Origin of the sequence: Proteus sp. G2618 (assembly GCF_009915995.1) — a bacterium.
GTDB lineage: Bacteria > Pseudomonadota > Gammaproteobacteria > Enterobacterales > Enterobacteriaceae > Proteus > Proteus terrae.
Genome location: NZ_JAABNI010000026.1, coordinates 386,810 through 404,200 on the forward strand (window position 1 = coordinate 386,810; position 17,391 = coordinate 404,200).

17 protein-coding genes and 1 pseudogene are annotated in these 17,391 nt (G+C 37.4%); 10 read left to right on the forward strand and 8 right to left on the reverse strand.

Annotation, left to right across the window (positions count from 1 at the left end):
* Positions 1 to 15: 15 nt before the first annotated feature.
* Positions 16 to 573 carry a glycine cleavage system transcriptional repressor gene (locus GWJ01_RS18330; RefSeq protein WP_036912784.1) on the reverse strand — a complete coding sequence of 186 codons (558 nt, stop codon included), beginning with the start codon at positions 571 to 573 and terminating at the stop codon, positions 16 to 18.
* 215 nt (positions 574 to 788) lie between these two features.
* Here GWJ01_RS18330 and dapA point away from each other — a divergent pair, with 215 nt between their 5' ends.
* The 4 genes from dapA (at position 789) to purC (ending at position 4,865) form a co-directional block, all read left to right on the forward strand.
* Entirely contained in the window at positions 789 to 1,688 is a 900-nt protein-coding gene (dapA, locus tag GWJ01_RS18335) for a 4-hydroxy-tetrahydrodipicolinate synthase (protein WP_023581903.1), read from the forward strand.
* Positions 1,689 to 1,704: 16 nt separating this feature from the next.
* Entirely contained in the window at positions 1,705 to 2,751 is a 1,047-nt protein-coding gene (bamC, locus tag GWJ01_RS18340; protein WP_109393982.1) for an outer membrane protein assembly factor BamC, read from the forward strand.
* A 286-nt stretch (positions 2,752 to 3,037) separates the two neighbouring features.
* Positions 3,038 to 3,628, forward strand: coding sequence for a phosphatase PAP2 family protein (locus GWJ01_RS18345; protein ID WP_088495302.1), 591 nt, complete (start codon positions 3,038 to 3,040; stop codon positions 3,626 to 3,628).
* A gap of 523 nt (positions 3,629 to 4,151) precedes the next feature.
* A complete protein-coding gene (gene purC / locus GWJ01_RS18350) occupies positions 4,152 to 4,865 on the forward strand; it encodes a phosphoribosylaminoimidazolesuccinocarboxamide synthase (RefSeq protein ID WP_088495303.1) in 714 nt (237 codons plus the stop codon).
* 156 nt (positions 4,866 to 5,021) lie between these two features.
* Here the strand turns inward: purC and GWJ01_RS18355 are convergent, their stop codons facing one another.
* Entirely contained in the window at positions 5,022 to 5,633 is a 612-nt protein-coding gene (locus tag GWJ01_RS18355; protein WP_109401727.1) for a glutathione S-transferase family protein, read from the reverse strand.
* A gap of 92 nt (positions 5,634 to 5,725) precedes the next feature.
* Positions 5,726 to 6,423: pseudogene (locus tag GWJ01_RS18360) on the reverse strand (helix-turn-helix transcriptional regulator).
* A 224-nt stretch (positions 6,424 to 6,647) separates the two neighbouring features.
* Here GWJ01_RS18360 and ypfJ point away from each other — a divergent pair.
* From ypfJ to GWJ01_RS18375, 3 genes are all read left to right on the forward strand, one after another.
* Positions 6,648 to 7,532, forward strand: coding sequence for a KPN_02809 family neutral zinc metallopeptidase (gene ypfJ, locus GWJ01_RS18365; protein WP_109401728.1), 885 nt, complete (start codon positions 6,648 to 6,650; stop codon positions 7,530 to 7,532).
* Positions 7,533 to 7,593: 61 nt separating this feature from the next.
* A complete protein-coding gene (locus GWJ01_RS18370) occupies positions 7,594 to 8,046 on the forward strand; it encodes a DUF441 domain-containing protein (protein WP_006533030.1) in 453 nt (150 codons plus the stop codon).
* A 2-nt stretch (positions 8,047 to 8,048) separates the two neighbouring features.
* On the forward strand, positions 8,049 to 10,097 hold the full coding sequence (locus GWJ01_RS18375; protein WP_161711443.1) for a GNAT family N-acetyltransferase: 2,049 nt from the start codon (positions 8,049 to 8,051) through the stop codon (positions 10,095 to 10,097).
* On the opposite strand, the gene GWJ01_RS18380 is transcribed toward GWJ01_RS18375, so the two are convergent.
* A complete protein-coding gene (locus tag GWJ01_RS18380) occupies positions 10,060 to 10,269 on the reverse strand; it encodes a YpfN family protein (protein WP_109393976.1) in 210 nt (69 codons plus the stop codon). The two genes, GWJ01_RS18375 and GWJ01_RS18380, sit on opposite strands and share 38 nt — an antisense overlap.
* 98 nt (positions 10,270 to 10,367) lie before the next feature.
* Between GWJ01_RS18380 and GWJ01_RS18385 the strand changes: the two genes are divergently transcribed.
* Positions 10,368 to 10,751, forward strand: a complete 384-nt coding sequence (locus GWJ01_RS18385) for a DUF454 family protein (RefSeq protein ID WP_109393975.1) — start codon at positions 10,368 to 10,370, stop codon at positions 10,749 to 10,751.
* Between the two features lie 2 nt (positions 10,752 to 10,753).
* Here the strand turns inward: GWJ01_RS18385 and GWJ01_RS18390 are convergent, their stop codons facing one another.
* Genes GWJ01_RS18390 through GWJ01_RS18400 form a run of 3 tightly spaced genes read right to left on the reverse strand, consistent with a single transcriptional unit; the run spans position 10,754 to position 12,926 of the window.
* Positions 10,754 to 11,422, reverse strand: coding sequence for a M15 family metallopeptidase (locus GWJ01_RS18390; protein WP_161711444.1), 669 nt, complete (start codon positions 11,420 to 11,422; stop codon positions 10,754 to 10,756).
* Complete coding sequence (gene dapE / locus GWJ01_RS18395; protein WP_161711445.1) at positions 11,419 to 12,549, reverse strand: succinyl-diaminopimelate desuccinylase; 1,131 nt, start codon at positions 12,547 to 12,549, stop codon at positions 11,419 to 11,421. The genes GWJ01_RS18390 and dapE overlap by 4 nt, the downstream gene beginning before the upstream one ends.
* A 5-nt stretch (positions 12,550 to 12,554) precedes the next feature.
* Positions 12,555 to 12,926, reverse strand: coding sequence for an ArsC family reductase (locus GWJ01_RS18400; RefSeq protein ID WP_109393972.1), 372 nt, complete (start codon positions 12,924 to 12,926; stop codon positions 12,555 to 12,557).
* A 206-nt stretch (positions 12,927 to 13,132) separates the two neighbouring features.
* Between GWJ01_RS18400 and GWJ01_RS18405 the strand changes: the two genes are divergently transcribed.
* On the forward strand, positions 13,133 to 13,693 hold the full coding sequence (locus GWJ01_RS18405) for a hypothetical protein (protein ID WP_098942509.1): 561 nt from the start codon (positions 13,133 to 13,135) through the stop codon (positions 13,691 to 13,693).
* A gap of 79 nt (positions 13,694 to 13,772) precedes the next feature.
* Here GWJ01_RS18405 and GWJ01_RS18410 read toward each other — a convergent pair whose 3' ends face one another.
* Positions 13,773 to 14,396 (reverse strand): response regulator, encoded by a 624-nt coding sequence (locus GWJ01_RS18410; protein WP_075671862.1) that lies wholly within the window; start codon positions 14,394 to 14,396, stop codon positions 13,773 to 13,775.
* Positions 14,397 to 14,952: 556 nt separating this feature from the next.
* On the opposite strand from GWJ01_RS18410, the gene maeB reads away from it, so the two are divergent.
* The gene (gene maeB / locus GWJ01_RS18415; protein ID WP_161711446.1) at positions 14,953 to 17,235 is read left to right on the forward strand and encodes an NADP-dependent oxaloacetate-decarboxylating malate dehydrogenase; all 2,283 of its coding nucleotides are present in this window, start codon (positions 14,953 to 14,955) and stop codon (positions 17,233 to 17,235) included.
* Positions 17,236 to 17,391: the final 156 nt, after the last annotated feature.

Here is a 17,391-nt window from a genome sequence, read left to right on the forward strand (position 1 = left end):
GGTCATTCTCCATTTTTACTGTTTCATCATCAGACTATTTACGATACTTATTGTGCCTTGAGCGTTCAGCTCTGTACATAATTGATTAAATTTCTCATTAATAACAAGACCATGATCATCTAATGGATTATGCGCCGTAATTTGTATTTCTAAACGGGCTGGTGAACCATCTTCTGACGGGTGTGTTTTAGATATTAATTCAGCAAGATTAAAATTATGTTGGCTAAATAGATTAGTAAAGCGTTCTACAATACCGGGCGCATCTTCAATATCAACTTTTGCTGCGATTGTTGAAGGATAGGTAATCGGTGCACCATTGGTGGTTCTTTTCATTACGGTCAATAAATCCAGTTCCGCACTTTTAATGGGCAACAACGCTTCTAATTGTGCGATAGCGTTCCAGCCACCTGAAAGTAGCATGATAAACGTAAACTCTTGACCAAACATCGCAAGTCGGCTGTCCTCGATATTACATCCGCATTGGCTGACTAATTGTGTAATGGTATCAACAATACCAGGACGGTCAGCACCTAATGCAGTAATGACGAGAAAATGTTTATCAGGTATGGGCAAAATAAGGTTCCTTTTGACTTTCAGTTTATTCTTAACAGGTAAACACAAATTTCGATTTCTGCCAAGATCTCAGGCTCACTATCTTCAATTATTATATCTCTTTAATTCATATCAAAGAATATTAGCAAATTTCATTAGAAACCTAGAGTTAAGTAGTTTTCAATAGAGCAATGAATGAGTACCATTGAGTATACGTCTATCTCGGAGCAATGATTATGGTGAATAACGAATTTAATTTTACAGGCAGTATGGTGGCATTGGTTACACCAATGGACGCAAAAGGCAATGTTGACCGGGTTAGTTTACGTAAATTAGTTGACTATCATGTTAATGCAGGCAGTGCCGCAATAGTTTCTGTTGGTACAACAGGAGAATCTGCAACATTAAGTCATGATGAGCATGTTGATGTCGTTCTAATGACATTAGATATGGCCGATGGGCGTATTCCTGTGATTGCTGGTACTGGTGCAAATGCAACATCTGAAGCAGTTTGGTTTACACAACAATTTGAAAATAAAGGTATTGCAGGTTGTTTAAGTGTCACGCCTTATTATAATAAACCTTCACAAGAAGGATTATATCAGCACTTTAAAGCGATTTCTGAAAGCACAGCATTACCACAAATCCTGTATAATGTACCGGGTCGTACTGGATGCGATTTATTGCCTGTAACTGTTGCACGTTTAGCCAAGTTGGATAATATTGTGGCAATTAAAGAGGCGACAGGGAACTTAAGTCGTGTTAGTCAAATCCAAGAATTGGTTAATGATGATAGTTTTATCTTATTAAGTGGCGATGACGCATCATCATTAGACTTTATGCAACTTGGCGGTCATGGTGTTATTTCGGTTACTGCTAACGTTGCTGCGTCAGAGATGGTAGAATTATGTCGATTAGCAAATGCAGGTGAGTTTGCAAAAGCACGTGAACTTAATCGACGTCTGATGGACTTACATCATCAGTTATTTGTTGAACCTAATCCAATCCCAGCTAAATGGGCGTGTCAACGTATTGGATTGATTGAAGACGCCACATTGCGCTTACCTATGACTCCGTTGACATCATCAGGTCAGCAAATTGTTGAGAAAGCGCTGTTAACAGCGGGAATACTGTAAAACTTAGGGAATTTTAATGGCAACACTATTGCATAAATCAAAGATTATGAAAGTCGCGGGTCTGTCGCTGGTGGTTTTACTGGCAGCCTGTTCGAGTGATCAGCGCTATAAACGTCAGGTCAGTGGTGATGAGTCTTATTTAGAGACGGCAGGGCTAAAGAATTTAGCGATTCCGGCGGGTATGGTGTTGCCTTTACAAAATGGGGAATATGACATTCCAACCCCTAAAAAAACTGAACCTGTTGGTTTAGCGCTTGATATTCGTCCACCAACTCAAGCACTGAATCTGTTAAGTGGTTCACGCAGTGAAAATAATGCAGATAACAGCCGTTTGTTATTACCAAATTCACCTGAAAACACAACACTGTATGAGCAAGTTAGCTCTATCTTAAAAGAGAAAGGTGTTGCGATTACCAAAAGTGATGCTGGGCAAAAAGAGATCCACACTGATTGGATCACATGGTTACGTGCAGATGAAAACGTACCTTTCCAAACACGTCAGCGTTTAGTGATTGCTCAGTCAGGTAATGCTATTTCGTTAACAGTGACTAACGAAGGTTTACGCCAAGGCGAGACTGAGGTGACTGATCCGGCTGAAGTGAAGCGTTACAATATTTTAATGCTTAACGAATTGGTTGATGGCTTAAATCGTATGCGTAATTTAAGCGAAAATACGGCAAGCAGTAGCTTACAAGGTATTATCGATGTCCAAAGTGGCAGTGATAATGCGGGTCTTCCAGTAATTATCGTTCGTGCACCATTTGATGTGGTTTGGGATAGATTACCTATCGCATTAGAAAGTGTTGGTATGAAGATGGGCGATCGCACACGTTCTAAAGGTTCAATTGAAGTAACCTATAAAGGAATGAGCAGTGCGAACTGGAGTGCGTTAGGTGTTGATAGACCAACTGTTGAAGAAGCGGATTATAAATTACAAGTCGGCGATTTAAATAACCGCAGTAGTTTACAATTTATCAGTGATAAAGGTAAACCATTAACACAATCACAAAATGATCAAATGGTTGCTGCACTGAAAGCTGCTTTCAGTAAACCAGTTAAATAAGCATTATTCTTTAAAAATATAAGAAGCCGCACAATAAACATTGTGCGGCTTTTTTATGTTCTTAACTTAATTGTTTTAATCTAAATTGAAATTTATTTATAAAATGTAATTGAAGCTATCAAACTAAACATCATTAGTTGAATACTCTTTTAATGATAGGATTTAATTTAAATTTATTAATAATATTAATCTTAATGCAATACGCTTAAATTTATGCAATATTGCGTCAATTCTTATCCTTAAATAAAAATAACAAAGCATTCTCTGACTATATGAAGGAGTATTTATGAGTGCAGGTGATATGATTATTCACTTGATATTAAGTGGGATACTTATTGTAGGTGTTTATCAATTTTATTTTTTTACTCAACGATATACATTGAGAGAAGTGAAAGTTATTAATTCACCGATTGATGAAAAAATTCCTTTCTGGCCATGGTGGTCATGGATCTATAGCTTTTTATATTATCCTGCAATTTTATATCTCAACTGGATCATTCAAGACTCAAGACAATTCATTATGATTGTTTTTAGTTATATTGTTTTGTTAGTCATGCAAATGTTTTTCTTTGTTGTGTTCCCTGTTGCAACCCCTGCACATTGGCGCACCTTAAACCCAGGAAAAACAGCGTCAGAGAAATTTCTTAAGTTTGTTCAGTATTTTGATGATTCCTCAAACTGTTTCCCAAGTATGCACGTTTCCGTTGCTACACTCACCGCATGTCTTGCTTATGCAACATTAGGGCCTTGGGTTTTCTTATTTCCATTATTTATTGCATTATCCTGTATGTTCACGAAACAACATTACTTAATTGATTTACCTGCTGGTGCTTTATTAGGTTGGTTTGCTTATGAGATTTACTGTTACATTATTTAATTAAAGCATTATGCTATTAAGAGATAATATGGGTCTTTTAAAATATAAAAATAGATTAGAGATAATCATTAAAACTTGTTGATGCTAACACTGATAACCAGATTAAATTTCAATAAAAAGAAATTAATCTGGTTTTTTTATTATTGATTACTCAAAATAAATGTAATGTGAAACAAAATAATGCTTACTAAGAATATCATCTAAAAATAGAAATAATGGAGTGATATAATCTATAATTATTCTTATTCTGACTTTTTATTTTTTATATATTCTGATTTTATCAAGCGATTTTTGATTGGCGATTATAACTTTCATTATTAGTGTAATTATTCAATAGAATTAATTGAAATATGATTTCTAATAACAGAGATTATTTTTAATAAAAAAACGTTGTGAGTTCTGGATTAAGGGCGAGATTTTTTAGTGATAGCATTCACGTTTTAAAAGCTTTTTTGTCTGATCTAGAGTAGAGTATGGGAAGCAAATTTCTTGTTAAACCTATCACATCTTTGGAGTGTGTCAGATGCAGAAAAAAGCTGAGTTGTATCGTGGAAAAGCCAAAACGGTCTATGCCACTGAATCTTCTGATTTTCTTATCCTTGAATTCAGAAATGATACATCAGCGTTAGATGGCCAACGTATTGAACAGTTTGATCGTAAAGGCATGGTAAATAACAAATTTAACCATTTCATTATGAATAAACTGGAAGAAGCGGGTATCCCAACGCAGATGGAACGTTTGCTTTCTGATAATGAAGTGCTAGTAAAAAAACTCGATATGGTACCTGTTGAATGCGTTATCCGTAATCGCGCTGCGGGATCATTAGTCAAACGTTTAGGTATCGAAGAAGGTACACTTTTAAACCCACCAATCTTTGATTTATTCTTAAAAGATGATGCTCGTCATGATCCTATGGTCAATGAATCTTATTGTGAAACTTTTGGTTGGGTATCTAAAGAAAACCTCGCAGAAATGAAACGTTTGAGCTATAAAGCAAACGATGTCCTTAGCGAACTCTTTGATAAAGCAGGGCTTATTTTAGTTGATTTTAAACTTGAGTTTGGTCTATTTCATGGCAAGGTTGTATTAGGTGATGAGTTCTCTCCTGATGGTAGCCGTCTATGGGATAAAAATACCCTAGATAAAATGGATAAAGACCGTTTCCGTCAAAGCTTAGGCGGATTAATAGAAGCATACGAAGAAGTTGCACGTCGAATCGGTGTTTCTTTAGACTAAATACGCAAACGATTACGTCAGGTTAAATAAGATGTAATTAGAAAAGGTCAGCTTAAAAGCTGACCTTTTGTCTTAAATGGGGCGTATTAAATAGAATGTATTAAACAAGTAACTATAGCGATAGCTTAATTGAATGATATTCAATAATAAGAAAATTTATCGTAAATCTAAGCTTTCTAATAATTGTTTAATTTCTTTATTAAGCGCAAGGCTATCAATATATTGGTTAATCAGTGGTGTAGGTTGGATAAATGCATACTTGCATAAAAATATAAGGAAATAGCCCACATACACATCAACGGCCATCATATTTTTACCACAAAGATAAGGTTTAGCGCTGGCTAAGCCCGTTTCTAAGCAATGAAAAGTGCGTTCAAAAGAACCAAAACCAGATGATTTTTGCTGCTCTTCATTAAGTTTAATACCAAGCTCTTTTACGGTGAATGCCGCTTCAATAGGGCCTGTGGTAAAAAAGAACCAACGATAATAAGCAGCGCGCTCAGGTGAATTAAGGGCAGGAGCAAATCCTTTTTCAATAAACTTGTCTGCTAAATAAGCACAAATTGCTGCTGTCTCTGTAACGACGATTTCACCATCAACTAATGCCGGAACTTTTGCCATTGGATTAATAGCAAGATATTCAGGGGTACGCATAGGTTCGCCATATTCTAATTCAACACGCTGATAAGACACATCTAATATTTTTAAGAAAAGCTCAGCTGTGTTACCACGAGACATTGCATTAGTATAAAGAATAAGCTCACTCATAATGTTTCCTTACTGTGTTGATTAATATGATATTGTTTAAACTGAAATAGCTAAGCTAAGAACAGCAAGGAAGATATTATCCAAATCGTGTGTCAATTCTTGTCAGGAGTCTCTTTCAATATCTCTTTTTTCCAACGTGAGAATAAATAGCTTTTTGGGTAAGGCAAATTATCACCTAAGACTTCATAAGAGATAATACGATCAAGCCTAAAATGGCGATAGCTTTGGCGTAATTCACACCATGCTGCAATAACCTGAGGATCTTGAAAATAACCTACAGCAATAGGCCAAATAATCCGAGTGCTTAATTTTTTTGGGCATCCTGATAATCTATTTTTGCTTTCTTTTCTTCGCGTAAACTAAAACGCATATCTTTAGCAATGGTATGATTAACTTCAATAATTCGGTTAGTGGGAACAAATAATGTGTTTTGTTCAAGTAAGGTTTGGTACTGTGTTGTTACCACTGCATTGATTTTATTAATTGCCCGTAATGCCGAGTGACTTAATTCTTTATCTGTATGACTTTCTACCCAACGTAGGCCTAAAACAAGCGCTTCAAGTTCATTAATATCAAAGGTTAATGGTGGCAGGAGTAAGCCTGATTTTAGTTGATAACCTATACCAGCTTCCCCCGTGATTTCAGCACCTTGATTACGCAAAGATTCAATATCACGATAAATAGATCTGACACTAATTTGCAATTTATCTGCTAGCGCTTCTGCCGTTATCGGATAGCGATTTTCTTTTAAAATCTGCAATAAAGTGAGTAAACGTTGAGTTCGAGTCATTAAATTATCTATTTATTAGTGAAGAAAAAACACAAAGGTAAGAAATAAGAATTCTATTATGAAATGACTAGGATGTGTTGAGTTATTTTCTCTAATAGTCTCTATTATCTTGTTCTCAAAAAATAGGGAATAGAGATTGCAATTTTTTGTTATTATCTCAAATCAAGTAACAAATTTGTTCATAATAAAGCTAAAGTCGTCTATTTAAACTGTGGGGATAAGTTATGCGTTGGAATGATCGCCGAAGAAGTGACAATGTTGAAGATAGAAGAGGGCAATCTTCCTCCGCATCAGGCGGTGGTAATCTTCCATTAGGATTAATTACACTTTTATTACGCACTAAATACGGATTTGTGGTTATTATTATTTTAGTGATAGCCAGTTTTATGGGATTTGATCTTAACTCATTAACTGGTGAAACCAACCAAGCACCACAACGAAGCGAACAACAAAGTGCCCTTTATAATGAAGCAGCAGATTTTAGTAGCGTTGTTTTAGCTAGTACGGAAGATTTTTGGCAAACTATTTTTGCACAAGCGGGCAAACAATATAGCTATCCTAAACTTGTTTTATATACCAATAGCACCACAACGCAATGCGGCACAGGTACAAAAATAATGGGGCCTTTTTATTGCCCTGCGGATAGAAAAATTTATCTTGATCTCTCTTTTTATAATGAAATGAAACATAGCCTAGGTGGCGGCGGTGAATTTGCTCAAGGTTATGTGATTTCGCATGAAGTAGGGCACCATGTTCAGCATTTATTAGGTATTACTAATCAAATGCGTGAAAAGCAGCAAATGGCACGCTCAAAAGCAGAAGCGAATCGTTTATCCGTAAAATTAGAACTGCAAGCAGACTGTTTTGCTGGAATGTGGGGACACTTTATTGCAGGTGAAGGTCGTATTGATGAAAGCGATTTATTAACAGCGATTAAAACGGCGCAAGCGATCGGTGATGACAAATTACAGAAACAGCAACAAGGTTATGCCGTACCTGATAGCTTTACACACGGTACTGCAGAGCAACGTAAAACTTGGTTTATGCGTGGCTATAACAGTGGCAATATCAAATCTTGCGATACATTTGCTTCTTCGTCTTTGAACTAATACCATTCGCCAATAAATAAAAGACAATTAACGCTATAAAGAGAAAGGCTTAGGAACAAACATGAGTAACGTTGATCCCTCACTATTAATTTTGCTGGTTCTCGCCGGACTTGGCATTATTAGTCATAATATGACTGTAACGTTAGCAATGCTTGCTTTGCTAGTGATTAAAATCACGCCTCTAAATCAATATTTTCCTGTTGTTGAAAAATATGGCATGACCATCGGGATCTTAATTTTGACTATTGGAGTAATGACACCCATTGCAACGGGGCGTATTTCAGGGCAAGAAGTTCTTAACTCATTTTTAAACTGGAAATCATTGTTAGCGATTGCAATAGGTATCGCGGTTTCTTGGCTAGGTGCACGAGGTGTTTCTTTAATGAATAACCAGCCTTCAACAGTTGCTGGCTTATTAGTGGGAACCGTCATTGGTGTAGCACTTTTCCGAGGTGTGCCTGTGGGGCCATTAATTGCAGCCGGTATTCTTTCATTGTTAATCGGTAAATCCTAGCTGTGCCAGTTTCCTATTTACATCAATATCAGCAAAAGTTAGCCCAATTAGGGCAACGTCAGTTATTGCTACTAGCGGGTGATCCTACATGGCAAATGACGCAGATCCAGCAAATTACTCAATTATGCCAAGGAGACTGGGTCACAATTTCTTCCAATCAACCCCATGCTATTTTGCCTGAACAAGCTATTCGCCTGCTAGGGCGTGAGTTTTTACATGCTATTTTTGATGCCAATGAGGGATTTAATACTGATGCTTTAGCCATGTTAACGGGCACATTAAAAGCAGGTAGTTTATTGATTTTGTGTTTACCTAATATTGAAAGCTGGGATAGTTATATCGATAACGATAGTCAGCGCTGGAATGATGCTCAAGGCGTACTTTCAACACCAAATTTTATGGCATGGCTAAAAAATATTACTTTAGGTAATGTTCAAGGGATTGTCTGGCAACAATCAAAGCCATTTCAATTCCCCTCATTGATTGAAAAAACTAAGCTTTGGGCGCTTCCAGAAGGTAAACCGACCGCAGAGCAGCAAGCGATTTTAGATAGTTTACTCTCATCGACATCCGGTGTTTGGAGTGTTATTGCACCAAGAGGCAGAGGGAAGTCAGCGCTGGCAGGAATGTTTATTGAGCGATATCAGGGAAATGTACTGGTATGTGCGCCAGCTAAAAATAGTACAGATGTTTTATTTTCACACACCAATAAAGTCATTTCATTTTATTCTCCAGATAATTTATTAGCGCTATGCATAAATAACGAAATTCAAAGTGATTGGCTGATTATTGATGAGGCTGCTTCTCTACCTATTGCACAACTAGAAGCACTTTGTGGTTATTTCCCTCATGTATTAATGACAACCACAGTGCAAGGTTATGAGGGAACAGGGCGTGGTTTTATGCTGAAGTTAGGAGATAACATTCCTAATTTACGTACACTTCAATTACAAACGCCCATTCGTTGGGCTAAAGATTGCCCATTAGAAAATTGGCTTAATCAATTGTTATTGCTTGATGAGTTTGAGTATGATTTTAAACGCCAGCAACAAGGTGAGGTCGATATCCACCAGATCCAAGGAAATTGGCACAATAACATTTCACAACTACATGATTTTTATCAATTGCTCACTAGTGCGCATTATCGAACAACGCCACTTGATCTACGACGTTTACTCGATGGTCAAAAGCAGCGTTATTGGTCAGCATCCATTAATAAAAAAATCGTGGGTGCTGTGTGGTGTATTGAAGAAGGTGGGCTATCTTTCGACCTCGCTCATGATGTCTGGCTAGGGACTCGTAGGCCTAGAGGTAATCTGGTTGCTCAATCATTAGTAACTTATGGTTTAACACCTGATGCAATGTGTTTGAATTCATTGCGTATTAGCCGCATTGCTGTTTTGCCTCAATATCGACGTCAAAAAATTGCTGCAACTTTAATTGCTAATATTGTAAAAGAAAGCCAAAAACAGACTATTGATTATCTTTCTGTAAGCTTTGGTTACACTGAGGTGTTGGCGCGATTTTGGATGCAATGTGGCTTTCAAATAGTGCGATTAGGAGTACATAAAGAGGCGAGCAGTGGATGTTATGCCGCAATGGCGATTTATCCATTAACAGAAAAAGGCAAACAGTTATTGCACTCTTCTTTACGCGCTTTTGCTTTGCAATATCCGCAGATAGAACAGCAAACGAAACTCTGTTTAGCGGATAAGTTAATACCAAGTCATATTGCTACACCACAAGACGACTGGTTAATGATGGCGGGTTTTGCATTTGCTCATCGACCAGCCCTTACTGTTTATGAGAGTGTTGCTAACTTTTTGGTGGGTTATGAGCAACACTATCCGTTATTAGAGGCTTTTTTTGTAGACAAAAAGTCAGTTGAGCAGTGTGTGACTGAGTTTTCTTTATTAGGAAAAAAAGCCTTAACTAAGCAATTAAGAGAGCAATGCGCGCAATTAATGGCTGAAAAAGATGCTCAGTTAACATCGTGTTATCAACAGGGGTTAGCTACTTATTCTCATCCTTCTTGTTTTGATTTTGTTTAGGCCAATCATCTTCATCATCCCATTTATCATTAAAATCACGATGTGGTGGTAACTTGCGCTTATTTTTAAGAAATTGCTTGGGATCGATTTTATTCATATCTTTAATAGCGTTAATAATAATTCCTACTAAAAGAATTATGATTACCCACCAATAGTCAGCAAGCCAGTGCATAAATAAGCCTTCTATTTTAAAATTGTTGTTGAGAATGAGGATCTTTTTTATTTACTCTATAAAATAACGCAATAAAGCATGAGTTGGAAAAGCACAGCATGAAACGGATATTATTGATTATAGCAGGTTGGTTATGTGTGGGATTAGCCACATTAGGGGTGATTTTACCTGTATTACCTACTACACCTTTCTTATTACTAGCCGCATGGTGTTTTTCTCGTTCGTCAAAGCGTTTCCATTATTGGTTACTTTATCGCTCTTGGTTTGGCCCTTATTTACGATATTGGCAAACTTATCGCGCTATGCCTAAAGGGGCAAAACCTAAAGCCATCTTAGTGATCTTAATTACCTTTGCGATTTCACTGTGGTTAGTGTCTATGCTTTGGGTCAGAATATTATTGCTAATAATCTTAGTGTGTTTGTTGATATTTATGTGGAGACTTCCCGTTAACGATCAACAAGAAGCCCCATGTGAAAAATAACGTTATTCAGGCAAAACAATGTAACGTGCAAATATTTCATCAAGATTAGCTAGTAGCCACTGTTTACCATAAATATTTTCTTCTTCTAACACCGATTTTAGAATATCAGGTGTGTAAGCAAGCGAAGCTTCATGAGAAAGAGGCCAGTAACTAATATGCCAAGGTTCATAAGCAATATCGCTCTCTTTATGAGTAAAAGGGCGATAAAAATCATACGCTGACATATTCTCTGTTAACCATTCATTAAGTTCTGCAAAATAGCCACCTTCTTCATATTCCCAAGGTTCTAATTGTAATGATTGACCTTCAGGTAAGCGAAAAGGATCGTAAATATCAATCTCAGTACCCCAATGATGGCGACTTGCACCGGGCAAGGCTGACCATTTTAAAATAGCGAGACAGCGTTCACCTTCTGATAATGCATGAATATCCATAGGCTGGCTTTGTGCATCTAAAACAGGGCGACTGTCTTCAAACTTTCCATTCCATATCGCTAATTGGCGATTGAAATCACGAAAAGAGCTAGCTGGCATTAATTTAAAGCCTGCTTTTGTGGCTTGTTGCTGTAATGCTAAAAAAGCCTTAGTGGCATTAAATTGTAAGCGATGCTGACCGGATAAAGTGACTAAATGATCGGTAGAACGGCCCGTTAGCATTAAAGGCGTTATCATAAAATAAGTTGCTCCATAACCCGCTGATAAATTCGGCTAAGTTGTTGTAAATCGGCTGCATTAACACACTCATTAACTTTATGGATTGTTGCATTAACGGGGCCTAATTCGACAACTTGTGCTCCCATTTGGGCGATAAATCTGCCATCAGAAGTGCCTCCACTGGTGGAGAGTTCTGGCTCTAAATTGGTGTAATGCTTAACTGAGTAGCGTACTGCTTCAAGTAATTTGCCTTGCCCAGTAATAAAAGGCTGACCAGATAACGACCATTCTAATTGGTAGCGAAGTTGGTGCTTTTGTAATAACGCTTCTGTGCGTTGACGAATTTCATCATCCGTAATTGCGGTACTAAAGCGGAAATTAAATTGAATAAACAGCTCACCGGGGATCACATTATTACTGCCTGTACCTGCATGAATATTGGCAATTTGCATAGTGGTGGCTGGGAAAAACTCATTGCCTTCATCCCAAACCGTATTAACAAGTTCTTGGATAAAAGGAGAGGCAAGATGAATAGGATTTTCTGCAAGGTGAGGATAAGCGACATGACCTTGCACACCTTGAATAATTAAATTTGCTGTTATTGAGCCTCGACGACCATTTTTTACCATATCACCTAAATGATGTTGGCTTGAAGGTTCACCCACAAGGCAATAATCAAGGCGTTCGCCACGTGATATTAATGATTGTACGACCTTAATCGTACCATCTGCGGCTTTAGCTTCTTCATCTGATGTAATTAAAAAAGCGAGTCGCCCACGGTGATCAGGATAAGAGCCAACAAAGCGCTCAGCTGCTACAATCATGGCAGCAAGCGAGCCTTTCATATCTGCCGCTCCGCGCCCATATAACATACCATCACGAATAGACGGTTCAAAAGGTGGGTTATCCCATAAATTAGGATCACCTGTTGGTACAACATCAGTATGGCCAGCAAAAGCCAGCGTTTCACCTTCACCACCACGGCAAGCCCAGAGATTTTCAGTTTCACCAAAAGGCATTCTTTCAATAGTAAAACCAAGAGGGGCAAGCCTATCAATAATCAATTGCTGACAACCTTGATCATCAGGGCTGATTGATGGACGCGAAATCAGTTGTTGTGCAAGCTCAATAACAGGGCAGGACATAAAAATTAGGCTCCTGTAAAGGTCGAATAATCATTGGTATCAAAACCAACAATAAAACGGTTGTCAGATGATACAAGAATAGGACGTTTAATAATGGCTGGTTTATCTAACATAAGTGAAATTGCTGAGGTAACATCATTGATTGCGTTCTTTTCTTCATCGGATAATTGACGCCAAGTTGTTCCTCTTTTATTCACAAGTGTCTGCCAATCTAAATTTTCTGTAAAGGTGCGTAATAATGCTTCCGTCAAACCCTCTTTGCGGTAATCATGAAACGCGTAAGGAATATGATTATCATCTAACCATTTACGCGCTTTTTTGATGGTATCGCAATTTTTTATGCCGTACATGGTATATGTCAGGTTTGTCGTGGACATGATATTTTCCTTATATGACAATACGTAATATTAGTATTGATGTGAATGAGTGTTATACAATTCCAAAATAACAGCTTTTGTTGTAGTGAAAAATCCTATTTACATTATAAAATATATCGGATATTAAACTGTCACGTTAGTGTAACGAATTGTGTAGCGTAGAGTAATACAAATACGAATAAAGATTTCCGTTGGTAAAAGAAAATATGAAAAGTATTTCACTGAGTCTTATATTGCTTTTACTCTCTTCTTTTAGCTGGGCAGACGAAGAAAAAAACAGTTCAAAAGTTGATGAGTATAAAATAGCCTTAGAGGCTTTTTTTAACAGTGATTATTTATTGTGTTTGGGCGAAGGGAAATGGCCTGTGTACAGCAATGAAGATGATGCACCTTGGGTATTAGAAAGAATGCATGCATTAGTCGAAGCAGGATTGATTGAACAAACCGCAAATGGAGAAGAGTGGGTGTTCAATCTTAGTGAAAAAGGGCGCAAAGCTTGGCAACCTTATCAAGACTTCTGTTATGGTCATCTTTTCATTAGTCAGATAAAAGAAATTCAGCCAATAGGCTCAGGTAAAAGTAAAATTTATTTCTATTATGGAGTGAAAGGTATTCCTTCATGGGCAACCAATGAAGAAATACAATCTGCTTTTAGCGAACTTGATATTGTGATTAATGGGATAAACCGAGAGCTGTATCAGTTAAATATCGAAAAACTACCTGATAATCATTTTAAAGTATTGAGTTATCCAGTACCTATTGAGTAATAAATGACTTAATGCAGTCTTAAGTGAAATATTAAAACGATATATCTTATTACCCCGACCTAGTGTCGGGGTAAAACGTTTAGTGCTGATGCTTAATAAGAATAAGGCTGGCAGCTAAACGAGAAGTGACTTGCAGTTTCTTTAAAATATTACGAATGTGAACTTTCACTGTTTCTTCAGAAATAAATAAATTCTCAGCAATTTGCTTATTTTTCATTCCAGCAGACACTTCATGAAGAACATCCAACTCTCTTTTAGTCAACGCTGAAAGTGGATCTGAATAGTTTTGTCTAAGCTGAATATATTGCCACACTCGCTCGCTATAAACTGGATGCCCAACAGCTGCTTTGCGTAGGCTAAGTAATAGCATGTCTAACTCACACTCTTTTAAAAGATAACCGTTTGCGCCTGCATCCAACGCAGCATAAACATCATTACGTGAATCAGAAACGGATAAAACAAGAACATAAGATGTTAAACCAGAGCGGCGAAGTGTTCGAATAATATCAATACCTGAACGCCCTTGTAGATTTAAATCCATCATAATTAAGTCTGGATTCAATTGTTTTGCAGCGGTTACAGCCTCTTGAGCATTGCCACTTTCGCTTACTACGACAAAATCCTTGTCTTTTTCTAACAATAGCCGTAATCCATATCTCATGATAGGGTGATCATCCACTATCATAATTGAGTAGCTAGGCATAACCCCTCTCCCTAAAAAAAAATAATAATGTGTGTAATCTTTCCAATAGCAGAAAATAAAAAAGTAAATTCCAAATGAGGAATAAAAATTAGAATCAGACATCTTATTAAAAGAATAAGAAAATAAAATTGACGGTTGGCAATATTACACCAATTATTGTTACGGGTAAAAAAGAAAATAACCAAAAAGACTAACAAAAAATCTAATTCTATAAAATCCTTATAGTTACAATGAGTTGTGCGGAGGTGAGGCTATTTTAAAAATAATCAACAAGTGAAAATAGTTATTGTTTTTTTAAACTATATAAAAAATTTAATTATTTTAAATGTTAATTTAATATCTGGTAAATAATAAACAAATATTGTCTTTTTTCTGTTCGAGTTTATTACACAGATGAAATTAAATAGCGTTAATAATATACCTATAATTAGGTATTAATGGTTTATAATGGATCTCGTTTACTAATTTGAAAAAAGTGTCGGAGCCGTCATGATTTAACGCTCCATTACCATTATACTAACGAAGCCCTTACCCTATTGATACAAAGGATATGAAGATGGAAGACAAATTAAAACAAAGCGCTCTAGATTTTCATGAATTTCCCGTACCAGGCAAAATCACAGTAACACCGACAAAATCACTCATAACTCAACGTGATTTAGCATTAGCTTATTCACCGGGTGTCGCCGCTCCTTGTTTAGAAATTGCAGCCGATCCTCTTGCCGCTTATCGCTACACAGCCAAAGGCAACCTTGTCGCAGTGATTTCAAATGGTACTGCAGTACTTGGACTTGGAAATATCGGTGCCTTAGCAGGTAAGCCTGTGATGGAAGGTAAAGGCGTTTTGTTTAAGAAGTTTTCTGGCATTGATGTTTTTGACATCGAAGTTAATGAGACAGATCCTGATAAACTCGTTGATATTATTGCATCATTAGAGCCAACATTTGGTGGTATTAACCTTGAAGACATTAAAGCCCCAGAGTGTTTCTATATTGAGAAAAAACTGCGCGAGAAAATGAACATTCCTGTATTCCATGATGATCAGCATGGTACAGCGATTATTTCTACAGCCGCTATTCTCAATGGCTTACGTATTATTAAAAAAGAGATCAGCAAAGTAAAATTAGTGGTATCAGGAGCCGGTGCCGCATCTATTGCATGTATGAACTTATTGGTTGCTTTAGGGTTAACACGCGAAAACATCACTGTATGTGACTCTAAAGGGGTTATCTACCGCGGTCGTGAAGCCAATATGGCAGAAACTAAAGCGGCTTATGCGATTGAAGATAACGGTACTCGTACATTAGATGATGTTATTAATAATGCCGACATCTTTTTAGGTTGTTCAGGGCCGGGCGTATTAACGCAAGAAATGGTCAAAAAAATGGCACGCGACCCTCTTATTCTCGCGCTTGCAAACCCAGAGCCTGAAATTTTACCACCGCTAGCAAAAGCAGTACGTTCAGATGCGATTATCTGCACAGGACGTTCTGACTACCCAAACCAGGTTAATAACGTATTGTGTTTCCCATTCATTTTCCGTGGCGCATTAGACGTTGGTGCGACTACAATTAATGAGGAAATGAAACTCGCCTGTGTTCATGCTATTGCAGAATTAGCGTTAGCAGAACAAAACGAAGAAGTTGCTTCTGCTTATGGTGATCAGGAGCTCTCTTTTGGCCCTGAATACATTATTCCAAAACCATTTGATCCACGTTTGATTGTGAAAATTGCACCGGCAGTTGCAAAAGCAGCGATGGATTCTGGTGTTGCGACACGTCCAATTGAAGACTTCTCTGTTTATATCGAACACCTTAATGAGTTTGTTTATAAAACGAACTTATTTATGAAACCTATTTTCTCTCAAGCGAAAAAAGAGAAAAAACGTATTGTGTTAGCAGAAGGGGAAGAAAACCGCGTACTACATGCAACACAAGAGCTAGTAACATTAGGGTTAGCCACACCAATCTTAATTGGTCGTCCTAGTGTGATTGAAATGCGTATTCAGAAATTGGGTTTACATATTAAAGCTGGTAAAGACTTTGAAGTGGTGAATAATGAAAATGATCCACGTTTCAAAGAGTACTGGCAAGAATATCACCAAATCATGAAACGTCGTGGTGTATCACAAGAGCAAGCTCGCCGTGCAATGATTGGTAATCCAACACTGATTGGTGCCATTATGGTTCGCCGAGGCGAAGCGGATGGCCTGATTTGCGGTACAGTAGGTAGCTATTCTGAACATTTTGAAGTCTATAAAAATGTGTTCGGCTTACGTGAAGGAATGGAAACGGCTGGCGCAATGAACGCACTGTTATTGCCAAGTGGTAACACTTTTATTACAGATACTTACGTTAATGAAGATCCAACCGCAGAACAACTAGCCGATATAACGATTATGGCTGCTGATACTATCCGTCGATTTGGTAGTGAACCAAAAGCAGCGCTAGTTTCTCGTTCGAGCTTCGGTTCATTCGATAGCCCATCTTCAATCAAACTCAGAAAAGCATTAGAGATAATCAAACAACGCGCACCTGAATTAGAAATTGACGGTGAAATGCACGCAGATGCGGCATTAGTAGAGTCTATTCGCCGTGATGTGATGCCTGATAGCCCATTAAAAGGCTCCGCAAACCTGTTAGTTATGCCAACAATGGAAGCTGCACGTATTAGCTATAACTTATTACGTGTAACTAGCTCTGATGGTGTAACAGTAGGGCCAGTATTAATGGGTGTTGCTAAACCTGCTCACATTTTGACACCAATTGCGTCAGTACGTCGTATCGTGAATATGGTGGCATTAGCTGTTGTTGAAGCTCAGGCACAATCTCAAAACTAATTTTACTAATTAGATAGTTACATCTATAAAGCGCCTTTTATCAGGCGCTTTTTTTGTGTCCTTAAAATAGTCATAAAAGCATTAAATGCAAATTAATATAAGAATGATATTGATAATTATTAGTAATGGCATTAACCTATTTGTCCAATTAAAATA